Origin of the sequence: Stenotrophomonas sp. SXG-1, from assembly GCF_014083965.1 — a bacterium.
In the GTDB taxonomy this organism is placed as follows: Bacteria; Pseudomonadota; Gammaproteobacteria; order Xanthomonadales; family Xanthomonadaceae; genus Stenotrophomonas; species Stenotrophomonas geniculata.
Genome location: NZ_CP046588.1, coordinates 2247084 through 2264554, shown reverse-complemented (window position 1 = coordinate 2264554; position 17471 = coordinate 2247084). Strand labels below are relative to the sequence as shown.

19 protein-coding genes are annotated in these 17471 nt (G+C 65.9%); 13 read left to right on the top strand and 6 right to left on the bottom strand.

Annotated elements, in window-relative coordinates:
- Nucleotides 1-111 precede the first annotated feature (111 nt).
- Together GOC52_RS10445 and GOC52_RS10440 are read left to right on the top strand one after the other, a co-directional pair.
- Nucleotides 112-2763 carry an excinuclease ABC subunit UvrA gene (locus GOC52_RS10445; RefSeq protein WP_191851371.1) on the top strand — a complete coding sequence of 884 codons (2652 nt, stop codon included), beginning with the start codon at nt 112-114 and terminating at the stop codon, nt 2761-2763.
- A gap of 79 nt (nt 2764-2842) precedes the next feature.
- Nucleotides 2843-3163: a hypothetical protein gene (locus GOC52_RS10440; protein WP_019336574.1), complete on the top strand. Its 321-nt coding sequence runs from the start codon at nt 2843-2845 to the stop codon at nt 3161-3163.
- Here GOC52_RS10440 and GOC52_RS10435 read toward each other — a convergent pair.
- Nucleotides 3160-3498 (bottom strand): hypothetical protein, encoded by a 339-nt coding sequence (locus GOC52_RS10435; RefSeq protein WP_230080572.1) that lies wholly within the window; start codon nt 3496-3498, stop codon nt 3160-3162. The genes GOC52_RS10440 and GOC52_RS10435 overlap by 4 nt on opposite strands.
- Before the next feature lie 96 nt (nt 3499-3594).
- On the opposite strand from GOC52_RS10435, the gene GOC52_RS10430 reads away from it, so the two are divergent.
- Together GOC52_RS10430 and GOC52_RS10425 are read left to right on the top strand one after the other, a co-directional pair.
- Nucleotides 3595-3810 carry a hypothetical protein gene (locus GOC52_RS10430; protein WP_100445702.1) on the top strand — a complete coding sequence of 72 codons (216 nt, stop codon included), beginning with the start codon at nt 3595-3597 and terminating at the stop codon, nt 3808-3810.
- A 589-nt stretch (nt 3811-4399) separates the two neighbouring features.
- Complete coding sequence (locus tag GOC52_RS10425; RefSeq protein WP_019336576.1) at nt 4400-4699, top strand: hypothetical protein; 300 nt, start codon at nt 4400-4402, stop codon at nt 4697-4699.
- A 45-nt stretch (nt 4700-4744) separates the two neighbouring features.
- Here the strand turns inward: GOC52_RS10425 and GOC52_RS10420 are convergent, their stop codons facing one another.
- Both GOC52_RS10420 and GOC52_RS10415 read right to left on the bottom strand, forming a co-directional pair.
- Nucleotides 4745-5056, bottom strand: coding sequence for a hypothetical protein (locus GOC52_RS10420; protein ID WP_099560612.1), 312 nt, complete (start codon nt 5054-5056; stop codon nt 4745-4747).
- A gap of 237 nt (nt 5057-5293) precedes the next feature.
- Nucleotides 5294-6247 (bottom strand): alpha/beta fold hydrolase, encoded by a 954-nt coding sequence (locus GOC52_RS10415; RefSeq protein WP_100445698.1) that lies wholly within the window; start codon nt 6245-6247, stop codon nt 5294-5296.
- Between the two features lie 481 nt (nt 6248-6728).
- Here GOC52_RS10415 and GOC52_RS10410 point away from each other — a divergent pair, with 481 nt between their 5' ends.
- A complete protein-coding gene (locus tag GOC52_RS10410; protein ID WP_191851369.1) occupies nt 6729-7649 on the top strand; it encodes an MBL fold metallo-hydrolase in 921 nt (306 codons plus the stop codon).
- Nucleotides 7650-7763: 114 nt separating this feature from the next.
- On the opposite strand, the gene GOC52_RS10405 is transcribed toward GOC52_RS10410, so the two are convergent.
- The 3 genes from GOC52_RS10405 to GOC52_RS10395 form a co-directional block, all read right to left on the bottom strand.
- Nucleotides 7764-8645 (bottom strand): RNA polymerase sigma-70 factor, encoded by an 882-nt coding sequence (locus GOC52_RS10405; protein WP_143994483.1) that lies wholly within the window; start codon nt 8643-8645, stop codon nt 7764-7766.
- Nucleotides 8646-8720: 75 nt separating this feature from the next.
- Nucleotides 8721-9125 carry a cupin domain-containing protein gene (locus GOC52_RS10400; RefSeq protein ID WP_125436986.1) on the bottom strand — a complete coding sequence of 135 codons (405 nt, stop codon included), beginning with the start codon at nt 9123-9125 and terminating at the stop codon, nt 8721-8723.
- Nucleotides 9126-9180: 55 nt separating this feature from the next.
- A complete protein-coding gene (locus GOC52_RS10395; RefSeq protein WP_043395764.1) occupies nt 9181-9660 on the bottom strand; it encodes a carboxymuconolactone decarboxylase family protein in 480 nt (159 codons plus the stop codon).
- Between the two features lie 89 nt (nt 9661-9749).
- Here GOC52_RS10395 and GOC52_RS10390 point away from each other — a divergent pair, with 89 nt between their 5' ends.
- From GOC52_RS10390 to paoC, 8 genes are all read left to right on the top strand, one after another.
- Nucleotides 9750-10058, top strand: a complete 309-nt coding sequence (locus GOC52_RS10390; protein WP_049455242.1) for a sigma factor-like helix-turn-helix DNA-binding protein — start codon at nt 9750-9752, stop codon at nt 10056-10058.
- Nucleotides 10055-11086 (top strand): LysR family transcriptional regulator, encoded by a 1032-nt coding sequence (locus GOC52_RS10385; protein ID WP_100445692.1) that lies wholly within the window; start codon nt 10055-10057, stop codon nt 11084-11086. The genes GOC52_RS10390 and GOC52_RS10385 overlap by 4 nt, the downstream gene beginning before the upstream one ends.
- 126 nt (nt 11087-11212) lie before the next feature.
- Nucleotides 11213-11980, top strand: a complete 768-nt coding sequence (locus GOC52_RS10380; RefSeq protein ID WP_111118018.1) for an SDR family oxidoreductase — start codon at nt 11213-11215, stop codon at nt 11978-11980.
- Nucleotides 11981-12027: 47 nt separating this feature from the next.
- On the top strand, nt 12028-12543 hold the full coding sequence (locus GOC52_RS10375; protein ID WP_191851367.1) for an Ohr family peroxiredoxin: 516 nt from the start codon (nt 12028-12030) through the stop codon (nt 12541-12543).
- Nucleotides 12544-12670: 127 nt separating this feature from the next.
- Entirely contained in the window at nt 12671-13402 is a 732-nt protein-coding gene (locus tag GOC52_RS10370; protein ID WP_191851365.1) for a hypothetical protein, read from the top strand.
- 268 nt (nt 13403-13670) lie between these two features.
- Nucleotides 13671-14318: an aldehyde dehydrogenase iron-sulfur subunit PaoA gene (gene paoA / locus GOC52_RS10365; protein WP_099560617.1), complete on the top strand. Its 648-nt coding sequence runs from the start codon at nt 13671-13673 to the stop codon at nt 14316-14318.
- Nucleotides 14315-15265 (top strand): FAD binding domain-containing protein, encoded by a 951-nt coding sequence (locus GOC52_RS10360; protein WP_191851363.1) that lies wholly within the window; start codon nt 14315-14317, stop codon nt 15263-15265. The genes paoA and GOC52_RS10360 overlap by 4 nt, the downstream gene beginning before the upstream one ends.
- Nucleotides 15265-17469: an aldehyde oxidoreductase molybdenum-binding subunit PaoC gene (paoC, locus tag GOC52_RS10355; protein WP_191851433.1), complete on the top strand. Its 2205-nt coding sequence runs from the start codon at nt 15265-15267 to the stop codon at nt 17467-17469. Before GOC52_RS10360 ends, paoC begins: the two co-directional genes overlap by 1 nt.
- Nucleotides 17470-17471: the final 2 nt, after the last annotated feature.

The following is a 17471-nucleotide window of genomic DNA, read 5'->3' as shown; positions in this document are numbered from 1 at the left end:
CTGATGCGGCACGTGGTTGCGCACCCCCTCACGCCATTCACCCCGCAACAGCGAGAATGGCCTACCGGGCGCACCATGCGCGAGCCGCCCACCGATTGCAGGAATGCTGAGATGTCCAACACCCCCTATGGCGAGTCGTCATGTGCTGCCGCAGCCAGCGGCTGCATCGAAGTCCGTGGTGCGCGCGAGCACAACCTGAAGAATGTCGATGTCTCCATTCCGCGCAATGCACTGGTGGTGTTCTCCGGCGTGTCGGGATCCGGCAAGTCCTCGTTGGCCTTCGGCACGGTTTTCGCCGAGGCGCAGCGGCGCTACTTCGAATCCGTCGCACCCTATGCGCGCCGCCTGATCGACCAGGCGGGCGTGCCCGATGTGGATGCCATCGACGGGCTGCCCCCGGCGGTCGCCCTGCAGCAGCAGCGCGGCGCCAGCAATGCGCGCTCCTCGGTGGGCAGCGTGACCACGCTGTCCAGCCTGGTGCGCATGATGTTTTCGCGGGCGGGAGCCTACCCGGCCCACCAGCCCATGCTGTACGCCGAAGACTTCTCGCCCAACACCCCACAGGGCGCCTGCAGCACCTGCCATGGCCTGGGGTATGTCTACGAAGTGACTGAAGCACTGATGGTTCCGGACCCGTCGCTGAGCATCCGCGAGCGCGCCATCGCGTCCTGGCCACCGGCATGGCATGGCCAGAACCTGCGCGACATCCTGGTCACGTTGGGCTACGACATCGATGTGCCGTGGAAGAAACTGCCGAAGAAGGACCGTGAGTGGATCCTGTTCACCGAGGAGACGCCCACCGTGCCGGTCTATGCCGGCTTCACGCCGGCCGAGACCCGTAGCGCACTCAAGCGCAAGCAGGAGCCCAGCTACATGGGCACCTATACCGGCGCGCGCCGTTACGTGCTGCACACCTTTGCCAACACCCAGAGCGCCTTGATGCGCAGGCGTGTTTCGCGCTACATGGAAGGCAAGCTGTGCCCCGCCTGCCACGGAAAGCGCCTGAAGCCGGAGGCGCTTTCGGTCACCTTTGCCGGTGTGGATATCGGCGAGTTCATGCGGCTGCCATTGGACCAGCTGGCGGCGTTGCTCGAGCCCATCGCGCGGGGCGACTTCAGTGCACACAGCCACGGCGCGCGTTCCAGCAGGCGTGCAACGCCCCGCGATCGCGCCAAGCGGGCAGCAAGTGGCCGCGCGACCCACGAAGGCGCACCCGACGTGCGCCTGACCTCAGCCTTGTCTGAGGAAAAGCGCCTGGCGGCACAACGCCTGGCGGGCGGGGTCATGGCGCGTGTACGGCAACTGCGCGAGCTCGGCCTGGGCTATCTATCACTTGATCGCGCCACGCCCACGCTGTCGGCCGGCGAACTGCAGCGCCTGCGGCTGGCCACGCAGCTCAGCTCGTTGCTGTTTGGCGTGCTGTACGTGCTCGACGAACCCTCGGCCGGCCTGCATCCGGCCGACAGCCAGGCGCTGTACGACGCACTGGAACGGCTGCGCGACGGCGGTAACTCGGTGTTCGTTGTTGAACATGATCTGGAGCTGATGCGCCGCGCGCAGTGGCTGGTGGACGTGGGACCGGAGGCCGGCGAGCGGGGAGGGCGCGTGCTTTACAGCGGCGAACCCGATGGCCTGCGCCAGGTAAAGGATTCGCGCACGGCCCGGTATCTGTTCGACCAGGTGCCTGCGCCTGCCAGCCGGCAGCGCAGTGCCAACAGCTGGCTCGAACTGAAGGGCATCCATCGCCACAACCTGCAGGGCGTGGACGCGCAGGTGCCGCTGGGGCTGCTGACAGCAGTGACCGGCATTTCCGGATCGGGCAAGTCCAGCCTGATGGCACAAGCGCTGCCCGAGCTGATGCTGCTGCACCTGGGGCACGAGCCCGTGGACGACAGCGCCGACAGCACGCCCCCGGATGGGCCGACCGTGATGGAAGCGACGCGGGGCCAGCTGGCCGGCGATGTGGACGCCATTCAACGCGTGGTGCAGGTCGACCAGAAGCCCATCGGCCGCACGCCACGATCCAACCTGGCCACCTACACCGGCCTGTTCGACCACGTGCGCAAGCTGTTCGCCGCAACGCCAGACGCGCGCCGCCGTCGCTTCGATGCGGGACGCTTCTCGTTCAACGTGGCCAAGGGCCGGTGCGAGACCTGCGAAGGCGAGGGCTTCGTCAGTGTCGAACTGCTGTTCATGCCAAGCGTCTATGCGCCGTGCCCGACCTGCCATGGCGCCCGCTACAACGAGGCCACCCTGAAGGTGTTGTGGAACGACCGCAACATCGCCGAGGTCCTGCAGATGACGGTCGACCAGGCGCACGCGTTCTTCGCCGAAGAAGACGCCATTGACCGCCCGCTGCAGTTGCTGCAGGAAATAGGTCTGGGCTACCTGCGGCTGGGGCAGCCGGCCACGGAGCTTTCAGGCGGTGAAGCGCAGCGCATCAAGCTGGCGACCGAGCTGCAGCGCAGCCAGCGCGGGCGCACGCTGTATGTGCTGGATGAGCCCACCACCGGCCTGCATGCATCTGACGCGGACAGGTTGCTGGCGCAGCTGCAACGACTGGTGGAGGCAGGCAACACGGTGGTGATGATCGAACACGACATGCGTTCGGTCGCACAGGCAGATTGGGTGATTGATGTCGGGCCAGGTGCAGGCGGTGCGGGCGGCACCATCGTGGCGAAGGGCACGCCGCAACAGGTGGCCCGCGCCAAGGGCAGCAGGACGGCGCCGTTTCTTGCGCGCGAGCTGGGACAGGCCAGCTGACGCCATCTCATCTGGGGCTGGACGCATTCTGTTGTACTGTGGGAGTACTCGCAGCGCCCATCAGCGAGAGGATGGTCAGGTGAACGCTTCCATGCTCCCAAGAATCGTCGGCTTCGATGTCCCGTTGTTGCATGAGCGTGTAGACGCATCCACCGACGAAGCCATCACCGCGCTGCTGGATCTGGCGCCCGGCGCTCGCTGGACAGAGATGTTCCTCATCAAGTGCAGGGCCCTGGCGTCCCAGCTCCAGCTGGCGGATGTTCGCATTGAAGGCGCCAGGATCTACTTCTACGGATCCATCAGCGATTCTCGTGGACTTGCCGACGCGGTGATGTCCATTGTCCACGTACTGAATGATGAGTTGATGCGCGAGCGGAATCACGCGGCCAGCCGCGCCTAAGCGCAGCCAAGCAGGGACCAGCACCGATCGGCAATCTCTGCTGCGCCAGGGTGGCCGCGCAGGCTCGATCGCTTCGCAAGCCTGTCCTGCAGATCGTCGATCCATGCCGACCGGGTGCCGTGCGGATCTCTCACATAGATATCGCAGGCAAGCCGGACAACCGGCGCTACTTCATATCGGAAGCTCATCGCGGGCAGGGTGCCCAGGTTGAACGCGGCCTTCCAGTGGGCCAGTTCACGCTCTACGTCCACAATGTGCTTGCTTCTTCCATGGATCATGGTGTTCCCCACGTTCGGAGCCTCACTGTACACGCTTGTTGCCGGGAGCCTGTTCATGACAGTCGTTCATCCAGCGCGCTTCCCGGTACGCTCCCGTAACGGCGCCAGGCCCACTGTCAATTGGCAGCAGACTTGCTGCGACGGAGAATCGAAATGAACAGCGTCCCCGAACAGAACAGGAACGACCGCTCCAGCGCTTCCGCTGAAACAGAACAGCCCGCGCAGCAGGGGCAGGTCGAGGGGAGCGAGCCTGGCGGGAAGGAGCCCGGCAAGCAAGGGCAGCAACAGCAGCAGGACAACGAGGATCGCGAGAGCCCGAAGCCAGCGGACGAAAAGAAGGGCGGTCTCGGCGGCGATACGCGCCGCTGAGGAACAGGAGGAGCCGCGCGCCGCGCGGCTGCTTCCGCGGTAGACAGGGAGCGGGCATGTCCTCGCAAAGCCAGGCGATCAGCCTGATGACCAAGATCATGTACCAATGTCGTCCGGAGAGAACCACGACGATGGCGCAATGCCGTTGCTGCCACGCACCCAGCCCTGGCGGGATGGAATGCGCACGATGCCTGACCGGAAGGCTCGGCGACATGATTCACAATCGCGGCGCAGCATTCAGCTGGCTTGAATCATTCCGCAGGGTCCAGCAGGACGAAGCACACGTATTCGAATGCGCAAAGCGCGTCGACGCGACATCTCCCTAGGCGTCGCATCCGGACCTGACATTGCGCAAGCGTATGCTCGGGTCATTCAGGAGCAACGCGATGAATTTTACGATCTGCATCTACGATAGAACGGGCACGGGCCTCCGTCTGCCCGCGGGATGGTGGATCGACCTTCAGTCCGATCTGCCTGCACTGGTGAAGGGTGCTGCGCGCATCGACCTTCCGCGATCTTCGAAAGACGAGCATCCACGATTGGATCCTGAGGTTCTCAGGGATCTTTTCCGGCGCATTGGAGGCTCGCAGTGGCTAAGTTGAATCCAGCCCCGTCCCTGGGAGTCCGCTGGCTGTTCTTTCGTCTTCGCAACGGGCAGTCCATCAGTCCTGCCCGGTTGATGTCTGTCTGGTCCGAGGCAGCTGAATCCAGCGACTGCGCCGTGCGCCGCGAAATCATCGACGGCGCCGGCTATGTCTATGCCCTGTACGCGCCCAACAGCCTGCTTTCACCCAGGCGCGTGGAGCTACGCATGAGAACGCTGCTGGAGGAAGCTGGCTACGCCTTCACGATGGGCAGCCTGGCGGGCCGGCACCCGGGCGACGGTTGAGGCGCGTAGCTGGCGCTGCGTCCGCAAGCGCCCGGAACGCGCTCGTCATTCCGGAGTGTCTGGTTCCAGAGGTTCGTCAGGCTTTGGATCAAAGAGCGCCAGCATCCGTTCACGGCGGCATTGTTCGAGCCAGTGGTGCCATATCTCCACCTCGTCCATCAGCCCCGTGGCACCGCATGCGGGGCAAGTGAGCGTCGTGCCCAATGGGCTTGTCTGAATGCCGGCGTTCTCGCTCATTGACGAGCGCAGGCCGCAACTCTTGCAGGTAGATCGCAACTGATCAAGGCGAACGATTGCGCCATTGCGCGCAAGAAGGGGCTGGATCGCGTGGATCCGGAAGGCATTGGGAGGATGCATGGCCGTGTCGTCTAAGGCTGGACACGGGAGCAAAGGATTCTGCGCCGGAGAAGAGCCGTGAGGGCGCAGTGTCCTCCGTTGGAGGTTAACCCTTCATCAAAGTGCGGAACGCGCTCCATCGTTGGCCTGAAATCCCACGGCCGCAATCGTGCACTGACGCGGCACCCGGCGCTTCTCCGGTGCCAGCCCTGCTTCTGGGAAGGAAGGGCTCTGCCATCACAACAGAGCCCCGGTCACTCACTTTTCCTGCAGGAACGCCAGCAGATCCTGGTTGACCTTGTCCTTGTGGGTGTCGGTCAGGCCATGCGGCGCACCCGGGTAGACAATCAGCTTTGCGCCCTTGATCAGTTTCGCCGACTGGCGGCCGGAGATATCGATCGGCACGATCTGGTCGTCGTCACCGTGGATGACCAGGGTGGGCACATCGAACTTCTTCAGGTCCGCGCGGAAATCGGTGGCCGAGAACGCAGCGATCGAATCGTAGGTGTTCTTGTGGCCGCCCTGCATGCCCTGCGCCCACCACGCATCGATCAACCCCTGCGACACCTTCGCGCCCGGGCGGTTGAAGCCATAGAACGGGCCCGACGGAATGTCCTTGTACAGCTGCGCGCGGTTATCCATCTGCGCCTTGCGGATGCCATCGAACACTTCAATCGGCAGGCCGTTCGGGTTGTCGGCGGTCTTCAGCATGAACGGCGGTACCGAGCTGATCAGCACGGCCTTCTTCACCCGCCCCGTGCCATGCCGGCCAATGTAGCGCGCCACTTCGCCGCCACCGGTGGAGAAGCCCACCAGGGTCACATCGTGCAGGTCCAGCGTATTGATCACCGTGGCCAGGTCATCGGCGTAATGATCCATATCGTTGCCGTCCCACGGCTGGCTGGAGCGACCGTGGCCACGACGGTCATGCGCGATGACACGGTAGCCATGATCGGCCAGGAAGATCATCTGCGATTCCCAGCTGTCTGAGTTCAACGGCCAGCCGTGGCTGAAGGTGACGACCGGGCCGTCCTTCGGGCCCCAGTCCTTGTAGTACAGCTGCACGCCATCGGCGGTGGTGATGTAGCTGGCGGTGCGCGCAATGCTGGTGACTGCAGCCGGCTTGGCCGGTTCGGCGGCCTGCGCGGACAGGCCGGCCTGGACCGAGAGGGCGAGGGCGGCAACGGCCAGGGTACGGGCGAAGGTGTTCATGCGGGAACTCTCATGGGTGGGTGGTGAGACGTACTTTGCGCCCGCGATCAGGCGCCAGGGATATGACAAGTCCGAATTTCTTGATAGATCGTCCTGAGTGCACGGATCCACAGTGGGGTCGACTGGATGATCATCCGAAGCTGCCCGACCTGGGCCTGCGCGCTACCGAACAAGCCAGAGGCGCTTGCAATGGTGGCATTGCAGCCGGTTCCGCATTGCTTCCCGGAACGCAACATGACGTACCCCTTCACGGCGCTACCGCACCTGCGGCCTGCTGCCTAGGCTGATCCCACACGGCACCTGCCGTGTTCCGGGCCCATTGCCCGCGCAGTGGCCCGTCTTCCCATGAACTCCGCAGCGCTGGCCTGCCAGGCAACCGTGCCCTGGCAATGTCACTGCCTGCGCCATGGGCAGGCGCCCGGATTCGTTCGCGCCAGCCTTGCATTGCTGCCCGCCAAATGGCTCTTCGTGGAGATCCCTCATGTTCAGTATGGAAAACACCGCCGCGTCCATTGCCCCCGCCCTCGATGAACTGGTGCCCTCGCGCTACGCCCTGAAAGTGGGCGACGTCGAAGTGCTGGTGATCAGCGATGGCGTCCTGCCGTTGCCCACCCAGATGCTCGGCCACAACGTACCGGCGGCCGACCGTGCCGAATGGTTCGAAGAGATGTACCTGCCGCAGGATGCCTTCGACTGGGCATTGAACGTAATGGTGGTGCACAGCGGGGATCGCACCATTCTCATCGATGCCGGCCTGGGCATGGACCCGGACCTGCAGCTGCCGCGCGCCGGCCAGCTGATCCGTCGCCTTGGTGCTGCCGGTATCAACCTGGGCGAAATCACCGATGTGGTGATCACCCACATGCACATGGACCACGTCGGCGGGCTGCTGGTTGAAGGTGTGAAGGAACAGCTGCGCCCGGACCTGAAGATCCACGTGGCCGCAGCGGAGGTGGAGTTCTGGAAGTCGCCGGACTTCAGCCGCACCAACATGCCGCAGGGTTTCCCCGATGCGCTACGCGCCACGGCCAAGCACTTCTGGGCCGAGTACAGCAGCTATGTGCACACCTTCCAGGACGAACAGCAGATCGCCCCGGGCGTGACGGCCCGCCGTACCGGTGGGCATACCCCGGGCCACTGCGTGGTGCGCGTGGCGTCTGCGGGGCACGCCTTGACCTTTGCCGGTGACGCGGTATTCGCGGTCGGCTTCGACCAGCCGAACTGGCACAACGGTTTTGAGCACGACCCGGAGGAATCCGCACGCGTACGCATCGCTCTGCTGAAGGAACTGGCCGGCACCGGCGAAATGCTGGTGGCCACGCATCTTCCGTTCCCGTCAGTGGGCCGGGTGTCGCTGGAGGGCGAGACGTTCCGCTGGGTGCCGGTGTTCTGGGACTTCTGATCGGATCCTGCGGATACAGCGCAAGCAGGGGTTTTCGACGGGGCGCATCGGCGCCCCGCTCGAATCCCGCAAGGACGAGGCCGACAACGGACGCCATCCACACCTGGCGTGAAACTACTGGATGGCGGTAGGGCGAGCCAACCGCTGCAGCTTGTGCGGGTTGCGCTGCACCAGGATCTGCGTGATCCGTTCGCCATCGGTCTCGAAGGCCATCGCCGCCTCCAGCACGCCATCGAAATAGCGCAGCAGTCCCAACCGTCCGTTGAGCATGGCCGGTACCATCCGCAATTGCGCGCTGCGCCGCAGGTGCGGGGCATACAGCAGCTGGGCAATGCGTGTGCCGCCGAGCAAAGGCCCGGGAAAGCTGGTGACGATACCGCCGCCGTCACCCACCAGCTCGGCCGATTCGGCCATCAACGCCTTCATCGTGCGGAAATCTCCACTGGATGCAGCCTCGGCGAAGCGGCGCAGCAGTTTCTGGTGCACGTCCTGCGGGACGTTGTAGCGCGGGCGCTCCTGCCTGAGCTGACGGCGTGCGCGATGCACGATCTGCCGGCAGGCGGCTTCCGTCTTGTCCAGTGTGCGCGCGACCACTGCGTAATCCTGATCGAACACATCGTGCAGCAGGAAGGCCGCACGTGCATCCGGGGCCAACCGTTCCAGCACACTGAGGAAGGCGACCGACAGATCGCTGGCGGTTTCCAGCACGTACTCGGGCGTGGCGGCGTCATCGGTCAGCAGCGGCTCGGGCAACCACATGCCCACATAGTGTTCGCGCGCATGCCGTGCCAGGCGCAGGCCATCAATGGCGCGACGGGTGGTGGCCGCCACCAGCCAGGCTTCCGGATTCTCGATCTGTGACTGGTCGGCGCCATGCCAGCGCAGCCAGACATCCTGCACCACGTCTTCGGCTTCGTGCGAAGACCCAAGCATGCGGTAGGCCACGCCGAACAGGCGTGGGCGGAGGCGTGAGAACAGCGCAGTGGATTCGTCCATACCAGCGTAGACGGGACAGGTCCCCGGATTGTGACACCCGGGAACCTGTCGTTGGTGCCAGCGCCGGACGTGCGATCAGTGCGGCGGCAGCACCGCCGGCTTGCCGATGTCCTTGATCAGGAACACCACGAACTTCGCCGGCTCGGTAGCGCTGGCGTTGCGGCCTACGGTGTGCAGATCGGCCGGGCCCTCATGGAAGGCCTCGCCCGGGCCAAGGGTGACCTCCTTGCCGCCGGCCACACCCATCACGATCCGTCCTTCCAGGACGTAGACGAAGCCATGGGCATCGTGGCGGTGGACAGGATCAGCACCACCCGGCGGGTACTCCACGGTAAGGATCAGCGCTTCCTTGCCGGGCTGCTCCGGCAGGGCGCGGGTCATCACCTCGCGCACCAAGGGCTGGGGCGCAGGAGAGGGCGGGGTGGCGGCAGCGCCGCACAGTGGCAGCAGCGCAAACAGGACCAGAACAGAGCGACGCATGGCAGGTCTCCAAAGCGGTGGAGGAGGGCCGCTGCATGGGGCAGCGGCGGAAGGGTCAGGCCAGGCCGGCCTTGTCCAGGCCAAAGGCCGTATCCAGGGTGCCGGGCGTGGTACGGAAGGCGACATTGGCACGGTTCCAGGCGTTGATCGCCATCACCGCGTGGGTGAGGTCGACCATTTCCTGATCGGACAGCTGGCCGCGCACGCGCGCGTACAGCTCGTCGGGCACCCCCTGCGCCGGCAGCTGGGTCAGTACTTCGGTCCAGGCCAGGCAGGCGCGCTCGCGCGGGCTGAACAGCGTTGATTCACGCCATGCCGCCAGGTGATGCAGGCGCAGCGGGCGCTCACCACGCAGGGTGGCCTCCTTCACGTGCATGTCCAGGCAGAAGCCACAGCCGTTGAGCTGCGATGCACGGATGTTGACCAGATCAATGATGGCCCCTTCGATCGAGGCGGTGTGGGCGGCATGCGAGTACAGGCCGAGCTTCTTGAACAGTTCGGGGGATTGCGCGGCGTAATCCAGGCGTGCGGTCATGGTGTGTTCCTGTAGCGTGTGAAGGGCACAGCGAGGCTAGGCCTGCATTCGCAACGCCGGTAGGCGGGGGCCGGGCCGCACGCTGTTGCATGAAAAACACCAATGTCCTGTCACAGCGGCCGATGCTCGGCCGTCTGCCGGGCATGGACACCTCATCGCACCTGCGCACCGCATCGCGCCCTGCCAGCGAACAGGTCTGGCAGGCCTTCCTCGCCGCATTGCGCGAACTGCCGCCCGACGCACGCGCGATCCTGCTGTTGCACGACGTGCTGGGCGCCGGATTCGAGGACATCGTGCCCCTGCTGGGGCTCGACCCTTCCACGTGCAGGCAACGGTTGGCGCTGGCGCGGAGCCACCTGCACGCACAACGTGCCCGCCTGGAGCCAGGCCACCCATGAATGCCGCAACGCCCCGCGCGGCCAGTGACGGCCACGATGCGCTCAATGCGTCCTTCTCCACCAGCTACGCCGGTGTGCTGGCCTTCATTGCAGTGGCGTCCGAGGGCAGTTTCGCGCGCGCGGCCGACCGCCTCGGCATCGGCCGCTCGGCCGTCAGCCGCAGCGTGCAGAAGCTGGAAAGCCAGCTGGGCGTGCGGTTGTTCCTGCGCACCACGCGCTCGACCACGCTCACCCGGGAAGGCGAGCTGTTCCTGGAGGGCTGCAACCCGGGCGTGACCTGCATCCTGCAGGCGCTGGAGGAAATGCGCGACCTGCGCGAGGGCCCGCCGCGCGGGCACCTGCGCATCAGTGCCAGCCACGGCTTCGGCCGGCGGGTGATCGCCCCCTTGCTGGCCGCATTCCGCGCCGAGTACCCGCAGGTATCCGTGGAACTGCTGCTGGACGAGCAGGCCCCCGACCTGGCCGGTGACCGCATCGACGTGGCGTTTCGCGACGGCCTGCTGGAAGACAGCCAGGTGATCGCCAAGCAGCTGGTGCCGATGCAGCTGGTCGTATGTGCATCACCGGCGTACGTGCAGGTGCACGGCCTACCCGCGTCGGTGGACGCGCTGCCCACGCATGCCTGCATCGGGCGGCGCCTGCCGGGCGGACGCATGCAGCCCTGGGAATTCCGTGTCGACGGTGCCGAAGTGCACCTGCAGCCGCCTTCCGCAATGGTGTTCAACGATGCCGACCTGGCCCTGCAGGCCGTCATCGACGGGCTCGGCATCGCCCAACTGCCCAGCTATCAGGTGCGTGAAGCGCTGTGGGCGGGCAGGGTGGTGACCTGCCTGGATCGGCATGCGCCGCTCGATCGTGGCCACTACCTGTGCTACCTCAGCCGCCGCCAGCTGCCCAAGCGCGTGCGGGCCTTCATCGACTTCAGCACGCAGCGGGTGCGCGCGCTCGAGCTGGATGTGATCTCGCACTGGGAAGCGCGCCAGCAGGCCACCCCTCTGAACCAAGGCGCACGGCCTGGCTGGGCCTGAGCGTATTGGTGCGTGCCGGGCAACAGTGCGCGGCCCGCCATGGACCTACTGCCTCGCGCCCGCGCTACCTACGATGCCTGCGCCCGGCCACATCCGGTAGCCCTTCTACATTCCAGGAGATACGCAATGAAGTTCCTCGTCATCGGTGGTACCGGCCGCATCGGCAGCAAGGTGGTGGAACGCCTGCGCGTAGCCGGGCATGAGATCGTGGTGGCAGCACCCTCGACCGGGGTGGATGTGCTGACCGGTGAAGGTCTGGATGCCGCCATGGACGGCGTCGACGTGGTGGTGGACCTGGCCAACTCGCCCTCGTTCGAAGATGCGGCAGTGCTTTCGTTCTTCGTGACCGCTGGCCACAACATACTTGCGGCCGCTATCCGTGCCGGCGTACATCACCACGTTGCGCTTTCCGTCGTAGGCACCGACATGCTGGCAGCCAGTGGCTATTTCCGCGGCAAGATCGCCCAGGAGCGCCTGATCCGCGACTCGGGCCTGCCGTACACCATCATCCATTCCACGCAGTTCTTCGAGTTCCTGCCGGGCATCATCCAGTCCGCCGGCGATGGGGAGACCCTGCGGCTGCCGGCCGCCGACGTGCAGCCGATTGCCGCCGAGGATGTTGCCGAAGCGGTGGCACGCATCGCGCAGCAGCCGCCGGCCAATGGCGTGCTGGAAATCGCCGGGCCGCAGCGCAGCGCGATGGCGGATCTGGCCAGGCGGTATCTGCAACTGACGGGTGATCCCCGGCAGGTCGTTGCGGATACCGAGGCGCTGTACTTCGGTGCGCCGCTGCAGATCGACACGCTGGTGCCGGTCGGACACGCGTGGCTGGGGCAGGTCGATTTCGAAGCCTGGCTGCAGCAGTCGGGCCTGTTGCAGCGGCAGCCTGCCTGAGCGGCGAATTGATCGCCTGCCGCAGCAGCGCTTGATGGAGCCGCGCAATGACCGAGCTGAAACCGCCTTCGCCCGCCATGCTGGACCGTTACCAGGGCGACGACGTGAAGCCGCTGTACACCGGCCGCGTGCGGGTGAGCGGAGGCCAGGCCCAGCACGGGCGGGCGTCCGGCGTCGTGCGATCGGACGACGGTGCACTGGCGGTGCACCTGCGCCTGCCGCCGGAACTCGGTGCGCCGGGCGGCGGCGCCAATCCCGAGCAGCTGCTGGCTGCGAGCTATGCCGGCTGCTTCCACGGTGCCCTGGTGCTGGTGGCCGCGCGTGCCGGCCTGCTGCTGCACAATCCCAGCATCGAGGTGGCGGTCACCTTCGCCCGTGATCCGGCAGATGGGCTGTACCTGCTGTCGGCCGAGATCGTGGTACATCTTCCCGGCATGAATGAGAACCTCGCCTGCGAACTGGTGCGCAACACCGAACGCGTCTGCCCATACGCCAAGATGTTCCATCGTGGCATCAGCCATGCGGTGCATGTTCGGGTCGGCCCGCAGGCTCCGCCTCTGTAGAATCGAGCCATGCTCGACTCCGGGAAGGTCCTGGCCTGACGGTTACACGGCTAGGCCGTATTCCGCCACAACCCAGCTCGGCTACGATGGTGGCGCCGGCAACCTGGCCGGCGGGGCACGGGGCGCAATGGACATGCAGGCACGGGGCGGATTCGAACCGCCAGCGAAGACCGATTCTCAGGAACTCACGTTCCACTGGCTCTACCAGCGGGTGCAGGGACTGGTTGAGCACAGCATCTGCCCCAAGGCGGGCAGGGTGGAGACGTGGGCGTTTCGCATCGGCGTGGGTGCGGCGATCATCGGCATTCTCATGGGTCAGCTTCCGGATCGATGGCTGCCTCTTGGCGTAGTGCTCCAGGTGGTTGTTACCTGCCTGGCAATCGAAATCGGAGGGTTCATTGTCGGTGGCGTACTGGCCGCCCGCAGGGGCATTCGCCAGTTCAGCCAGCCGCGGCTCTCACACGCCCGGGAGATGGATGAAGACTTCGCTCACTGGCAAGCGGTGGTGACCGAGCTTCGCGGATTCCCGCGCGTCCAGCGCGAGCGGCGACTCAAGTTCGTCAGCACCTTGCGCACAAACATGATTGAGCGCATGGGCATGATGTATGGCGGCCTGCAGCGGCTGGGACCATTCCCGCTGTTGATTGCCCTCTACCTGCAGTTCCGCGGATGGAAATGGGGCGACTGGGCGGGCGCTTTCGATGTTGGCCCGCTGGGTGCACTACTGATCTTCGCCATGGTGCTGCTGTACCTGCTGGGCTGGATGCTGATCGGCCTTCGCACCAGGCTTGATACCTACGTTGCCTTGTTGGAGGGCTCCATCCACGAACCCGAGCCCTCCCAGCCAACGCCTTTGTAGCGTCGGGCCATCATGTTCCTCATGCTGAGGGACAAACAGGACTGTGAGTCATCCAGTGAGGCATACGCATGGCCCAAGAGTGCCGCGCTGTGGCTGGATGCAGCCGATTTCTTCGGGCGTGCTGCATCATGTTCTTACATTTGCCGGCTTCACAGATCTGTACCCCGCAGATGGGCATAGTGGCCCTTCGGTAGTGTGAGCGCGTCCATCCAGCCACGGGGGTTTCCCCGAACGCCAGGAGGTCACTGTGCCAAGTTGTGATGAAGGAATGAAGTTGACGCGTCGCCAGGTGATCGCCGGCGGCGTCACGACCGTGGCGATGTCCGCCGCACCGGGGGCGTCATCGCTCGCCGCCGAACTGGCGGCCCCCCCGCCGCCCAGCCCGCCGGTCATCAGCACGGTGGCCTTGACCGTCAACGGCGAGCGGCGGGAACTTGAACTGGACACCCGGACCACGCTGCTCGATGCCCTGCGCGAACATCTGAAGCTGACCGGCACCAAGAAGGGCTGCGACCACGGTCAATGCGGTGCCTGTACCGTGCTGGTCAACGGTGAGCGCATCAATGCCTGCCTCAGCCTGGCGGTGCAGCACCAGGGCGATGCCATCACCACCATCGAAGGCCTCGGAACTCCCGATGACCTGCATCCGATGCAGGCCGCTTTCATCAAGCATGATGGCTACCAGTGCGGGTATTGCACGCCGGGGCAGATCTGTTCGGCGGTGGCGGTACTGGACGAGATCAAGCGGGGTGTGCCCAGCCATGTGCAGGCGGATGTCAGCGCACGGCCCCAGGCCACCAACATGGAAATGCGCGAACGCATGAGCGGCAACCTCTGCCGCTGTGGCGCCTATTCCAACATTGCCGAGGCGATGGCAGAGGTCGCTGGCGTCACCTCTGCAGGGAGGCGCTCATGAGGGCCTTCAGTTACGAGCGCGCGAAATCCCCGGCCGAGGCCGCCAGGGCCGTCGCCGGTACCGAGGGCGCGAAGTTCCTGGCCGGAGGGACCAACCTGCTGGACCTGATGAAGCTGGAGGTCGAGACGCCAGCGCACCTGGTCGATGTGCAGGACATCGGCCTGGACAGGATCGAACCCACCGACGAGGGTGGCCTGCGCATCGGCACGCTGGTCACCAATACCGCGCTGGCCTCGCATGAGCGCGTGCGCCGCGACTACGCGGTGCTGACCCGCGCGATCGTGGCAGGCGCCTCCGGGAAGTTGCGCAACAAAGCCACCACCGGCGGCAACCTGCTGCAGCGCACGCGCTGCCCGTACTTCTACGACCCCAATCTGCCCTGCAACAAGCGCCTGCCCGGGTCCGGCTGCGGCGCACTCGAGGGGTTCTCCCGGCAGATGGGCGTGATCGGCATCTCGGACAGCTGCATCGCGACCTATCCGGGCGACATGGCGGTGGCCCTGCGGGTGCTGGACGCCTCGATCCAGACCGTCAGGGGGGACGGCAGTACGCGCAGCATCCCGATTGCCGATTTCCATCGTTCCCCCGGCGACAGGCCGCAGCAGGACAACGTGCTGCAGCGCGGTGAGCTGATCACCCACGTCACGCTGCCGAAGCCCCTGGGCGGTCGGCACGTGTACCACAAGGTACGGGACCGCGCGTCCTATGCGTTCGCACTGGTGTCGGTCGCCGCGGTCGTGCAGCGTGACGGCTCGGCGCGGTTCGCCCTCGGTGGGGTTGCGCCGAAGCCGTGGCGCGTCGAGGCAGCCGAACCCCTGCTGCGCGACGGCGTGAAGGCCGCGACCCGGCAGGTGTTCGCCGGTGCCCGTCCGACGCCAGAGAACGCGTTCAAGATCGCGCTCGCCGAGCGCACCCTCGCAGCGGTGCTGGTGGAAGGAGAGCGCTGATGCCCCTTGAATTCAACGCCCCCGCCGGCGACAACCTGTTCGACAAGGCCAAGGTCGTCGGCAAGTCGACGCCGCGCATCGACGGTCCACGCAAGACCACCGGCACCGCCCCCTATGCCTACGAGCGCCATGACGTGGCGCCGAACCAGGCCTACGGCTACATCGTCGGCGCGGGCATCGGCAAAGGGCGCATCATTTCGATGGATGCCTCCCGCGCGCGTGCCGCGCCCGGCGTACTGGCGGTCATCACCGCACCGGAAACCAAGCCGGTCGGCACATCGAACTGGAACAATGCGCCGCTGTTCGGCGGACCCGAAGTGGCCCACTACCATCAGGCCATCGCCTGCGTGGTGGCAGAGACCTTCGAGCAGGCCCGCGCCGCCGCGGCGTTGATCCGTACCCGCTACGAGCGCGGCAAGGGCCGCTTCGATTTCCCGGCCCTGGCACCGTCCGCGCCGCTGGCAAAGGGGCGTGACGGCAAGCCCGACCGGCAGGCGTTGGGCGATTTCGACACCGCCTACGCGAGCGCCGCGGTCAAGCTCGACGAGACTTACCACACCTCCGACGAAAGTCATTCGATGATGGAGCCGCACGCCACCATCGCCGCCTGGGAGGGTGACACGCTCACGCTGTGGACGGCGAACCAGATGATCGACTGGGCCAGGCAGGGCATGGCGGCGATCCTCGGCATCGATCCTGCCAAGGTGCGTGTGGACTCGCCCTATATCGGCGGCGGCTTCGGCGGCAAGCTGTTCATCCGTGCCGACGCGGTGCTGGCCGCGTTGGCGGCCAAGCAGGTCGGGCGACCGGTGAAGATCGCGCTGCAACGCCCGTTGATGCCCAACAACACCACGCACCGGCACGCCACCCTCCAGCGCGTGCGGATCGGCTGCGGAAAGGATGGCCGGATCTCCGCCATCGCCCATGAGAACTGGTCGGGCAACATCAACGGCGAGGACGGCGAAAACGGCACCCTGCAGACGCCCAAGCTCTATGCGGGCGCCAACCGCCTGGTGGCCAACTACATCGCCACGCTCGACATGCCCGAAGGCAATGCGATGCGCGCACCGGGCGAAGCACCGGGCCACATGGCGCTGGAAGTGGCGATGGATGAAATGGCCGAGAAGCTGGGCCTCGACCCGATCGCGTTCCGCATCCTCAACGAGCCCGAGGTGGTACCCGGCGATCCGTCCAAGAAGTTCTCCGACCGCAACCTGGTGCGCTGCCTGCGCGAGGGCGCGGAGCGCTTCAACTGGAACAAGCGCAACCCCAGGCCGGCGCAGGTCAGGGAAGGGGACTGGCTGATCGGCATGGGCGTGTCTGCGGGCTATCGCGGCGCACCGACGATGAAGTCGGCGGCGCGGGTCCGGCTTGACGGCCAAGGCGGGGTGATTGTCGAGACCGACATGACCGACATCGGCACCGGCTCCTACACGATCATCGCGCAGACGGCAGCCGAGACCATGGGCGTGCCGCTGGAGCGGGTCCAGGTGACCCTCGGCGACTCCCGTCATCCCGCCTCCGCCGGTTCCGGCGGCCAGTGGGGCGCGGCAAGCTCCACCGCAGGCGTGTACGCGGCGTGCGTCAGCCTGCGCCGCAAGGTGGGCGAGAAACTGGGCTTCGACGGCGACACCGCAGACTTCGCCAATGGCCGCATCCAGGCGGGCGGGCGGACGATCAAGCTGGCGGAGGCGGGCACACTGTCGGCGGAGGACGGCATTGCCTTCGGCGACTTCAAACAAGGCTACGACGTCGGCACCTATGCAGGGCATTTCTGCGAGGTTGCCGTGCATGCCTACACTGGAGAGACGCGCATCCGCCGCATGCTTGCCGTATGCGATGGCGGCCGGATCCTCAATCCGCTCTCCGCACGCAGCCAGGTCATCGGCGGGATGGTGATGGGTGCGGGCGCGACCCTGATGGAGGAGCTGGTGGTCGACAAACGGCTTGGCTTGTTCATCAACCACGACCTGGCCGGCTACGAGGTTCCCGTGCACGCCGACATCCCGTACCAGGAGGTGGTCTTCCTCGACACGCTGGATCCGGTGATCTCGCCGATGAAGGCCAAGGGTGTGGGTGAACTGGGCATCTGCGGGGTTGGCGCCGCGATCGCCAATGCGATCTACAACGCAACCGGCGTGCGCGTGCGCAGCTATCCCATCACCTTGGACAAGCTGTTGCCCGGCTTGCCCGACGTGGGCTGACG

What these genes read in the sequence shown, in the direction of transcription:
- GOC52_RS10395 (WP_043395764.1), bottom strand. Translation starts at nt 9,660, where the DNA reads ATGACCGCACGCCTGGATTACGCCGCGCAATCCCCCGAACTGTTCAAG.
- GOC52_RS10405 (WP_143994483.1), bottom strand. Translation starts at nt 8,645, where the DNA reads ATGGACGAATCCACTGCGCTGTTCTCACGCCTCCGCCCACGCCTGTTC.
- GOC52_RS10445 (WP_191851371.1), top strand. Translation starts at nt 112, where the DNA reads ATGTCCAACACCCCCTATGGCGAGTCGTCATGTGCTGCCGCAGCCAGC.
- GOC52_RS10435 (WP_230080572.1), bottom strand. Translation starts at nt 3,498, where the DNA reads ATGAACAGGCTCCCGGCAACAAGCGTGTACAGTGAGGCTCCGAACGTG.
- paoC (WP_191851433.1), top strand. Translation starts at nt 15,265, where the DNA reads ATGCCCCTTGAATTCAACGCCCCCGCCGGCGACAACCTGTTCGACAAG.
- GOC52_RS10380 (WP_111118018.1), top strand. Translation starts at nt 11,213, where the DNA reads ATGAAGTTCCTCGTCATCGGTGGTACCGGCCGCATCGGCAGCAAGGTG.
- GOC52_RS10390 (WP_049455242.1), top strand. Translation starts at nt 9,750, where the DNA reads ATGAAAAACACCAATGTCCTGTCACAGCGGCCGATGCTCGGCCGTCTG.
- GOC52_RS10375 (WP_191851367.1), top strand. Translation starts at nt 12,028, where the DNA reads ATGACCGAGCTGAAACCGCCTTCGCCCGCCATGCTGGACCGTTACCAG.
- GOC52_RS10420 (WP_099560612.1), bottom strand. Translation starts at nt 5,056, where the DNA reads ATGCATCCTCCCAATGCCTTCCGGATCCACGCGATCCAGCCCCTTCTT.
- paoA (WP_099560617.1), top strand. Translation starts at nt 13,671, where the DNA reads ATGAAGTTGACGCGTCGCCAGGTGATCGCCGGCGGCGTCACGACCGTG.
- GOC52_RS10415 (WP_100445698.1), bottom strand. Translation starts at nt 6,247, where the DNA reads ATGAACACCTTCGCCCGTACCCTGGCCGTTGCCGCCCTCGCCCTCTCG.
- GOC52_RS10370 (WP_191851365.1), top strand. Translation starts at nt 12,671, where the DNA reads ATGGACATGCAGGCACGGGGCGGATTCGAACCGCCAGCGAAGACCGAT.
- GOC52_RS10400 (WP_125436986.1), bottom strand. Translation starts at nt 9,125, where the DNA reads ATGCGTCGCTCTGTTCTGGTCCTGTTTGCGCTGCTGCCACTGTGCGGC.
- GOC52_RS10430 (WP_100445702.1), top strand. Translation starts at nt 3,595, where the DNA reads ATGAACAGCGTCCCCGAACAGAACAGGAACGACCGCTCCAGCGCTTCC.
- GOC52_RS10385 (WP_100445692.1), top strand. Translation starts at nt 10,055, where the DNA reads ATGAATGCCGCAACGCCCCGCGCGGCCAGTGACGGCCACGATGCGCTC.
- GOC52_RS10360 (WP_191851363.1), top strand. Translation starts at nt 14,315, where the DNA reads ATGAGGGCCTTCAGTTACGAGCGCGCGAAATCCCCGGCCGAGGCCGCC.
- GOC52_RS10410 (WP_191851369.1), top strand. Translation starts at nt 6,729, where the DNA reads ATGTTCAGTATGGAAAACACCGCCGCGTCCATTGCCCCCGCCCTCGAT.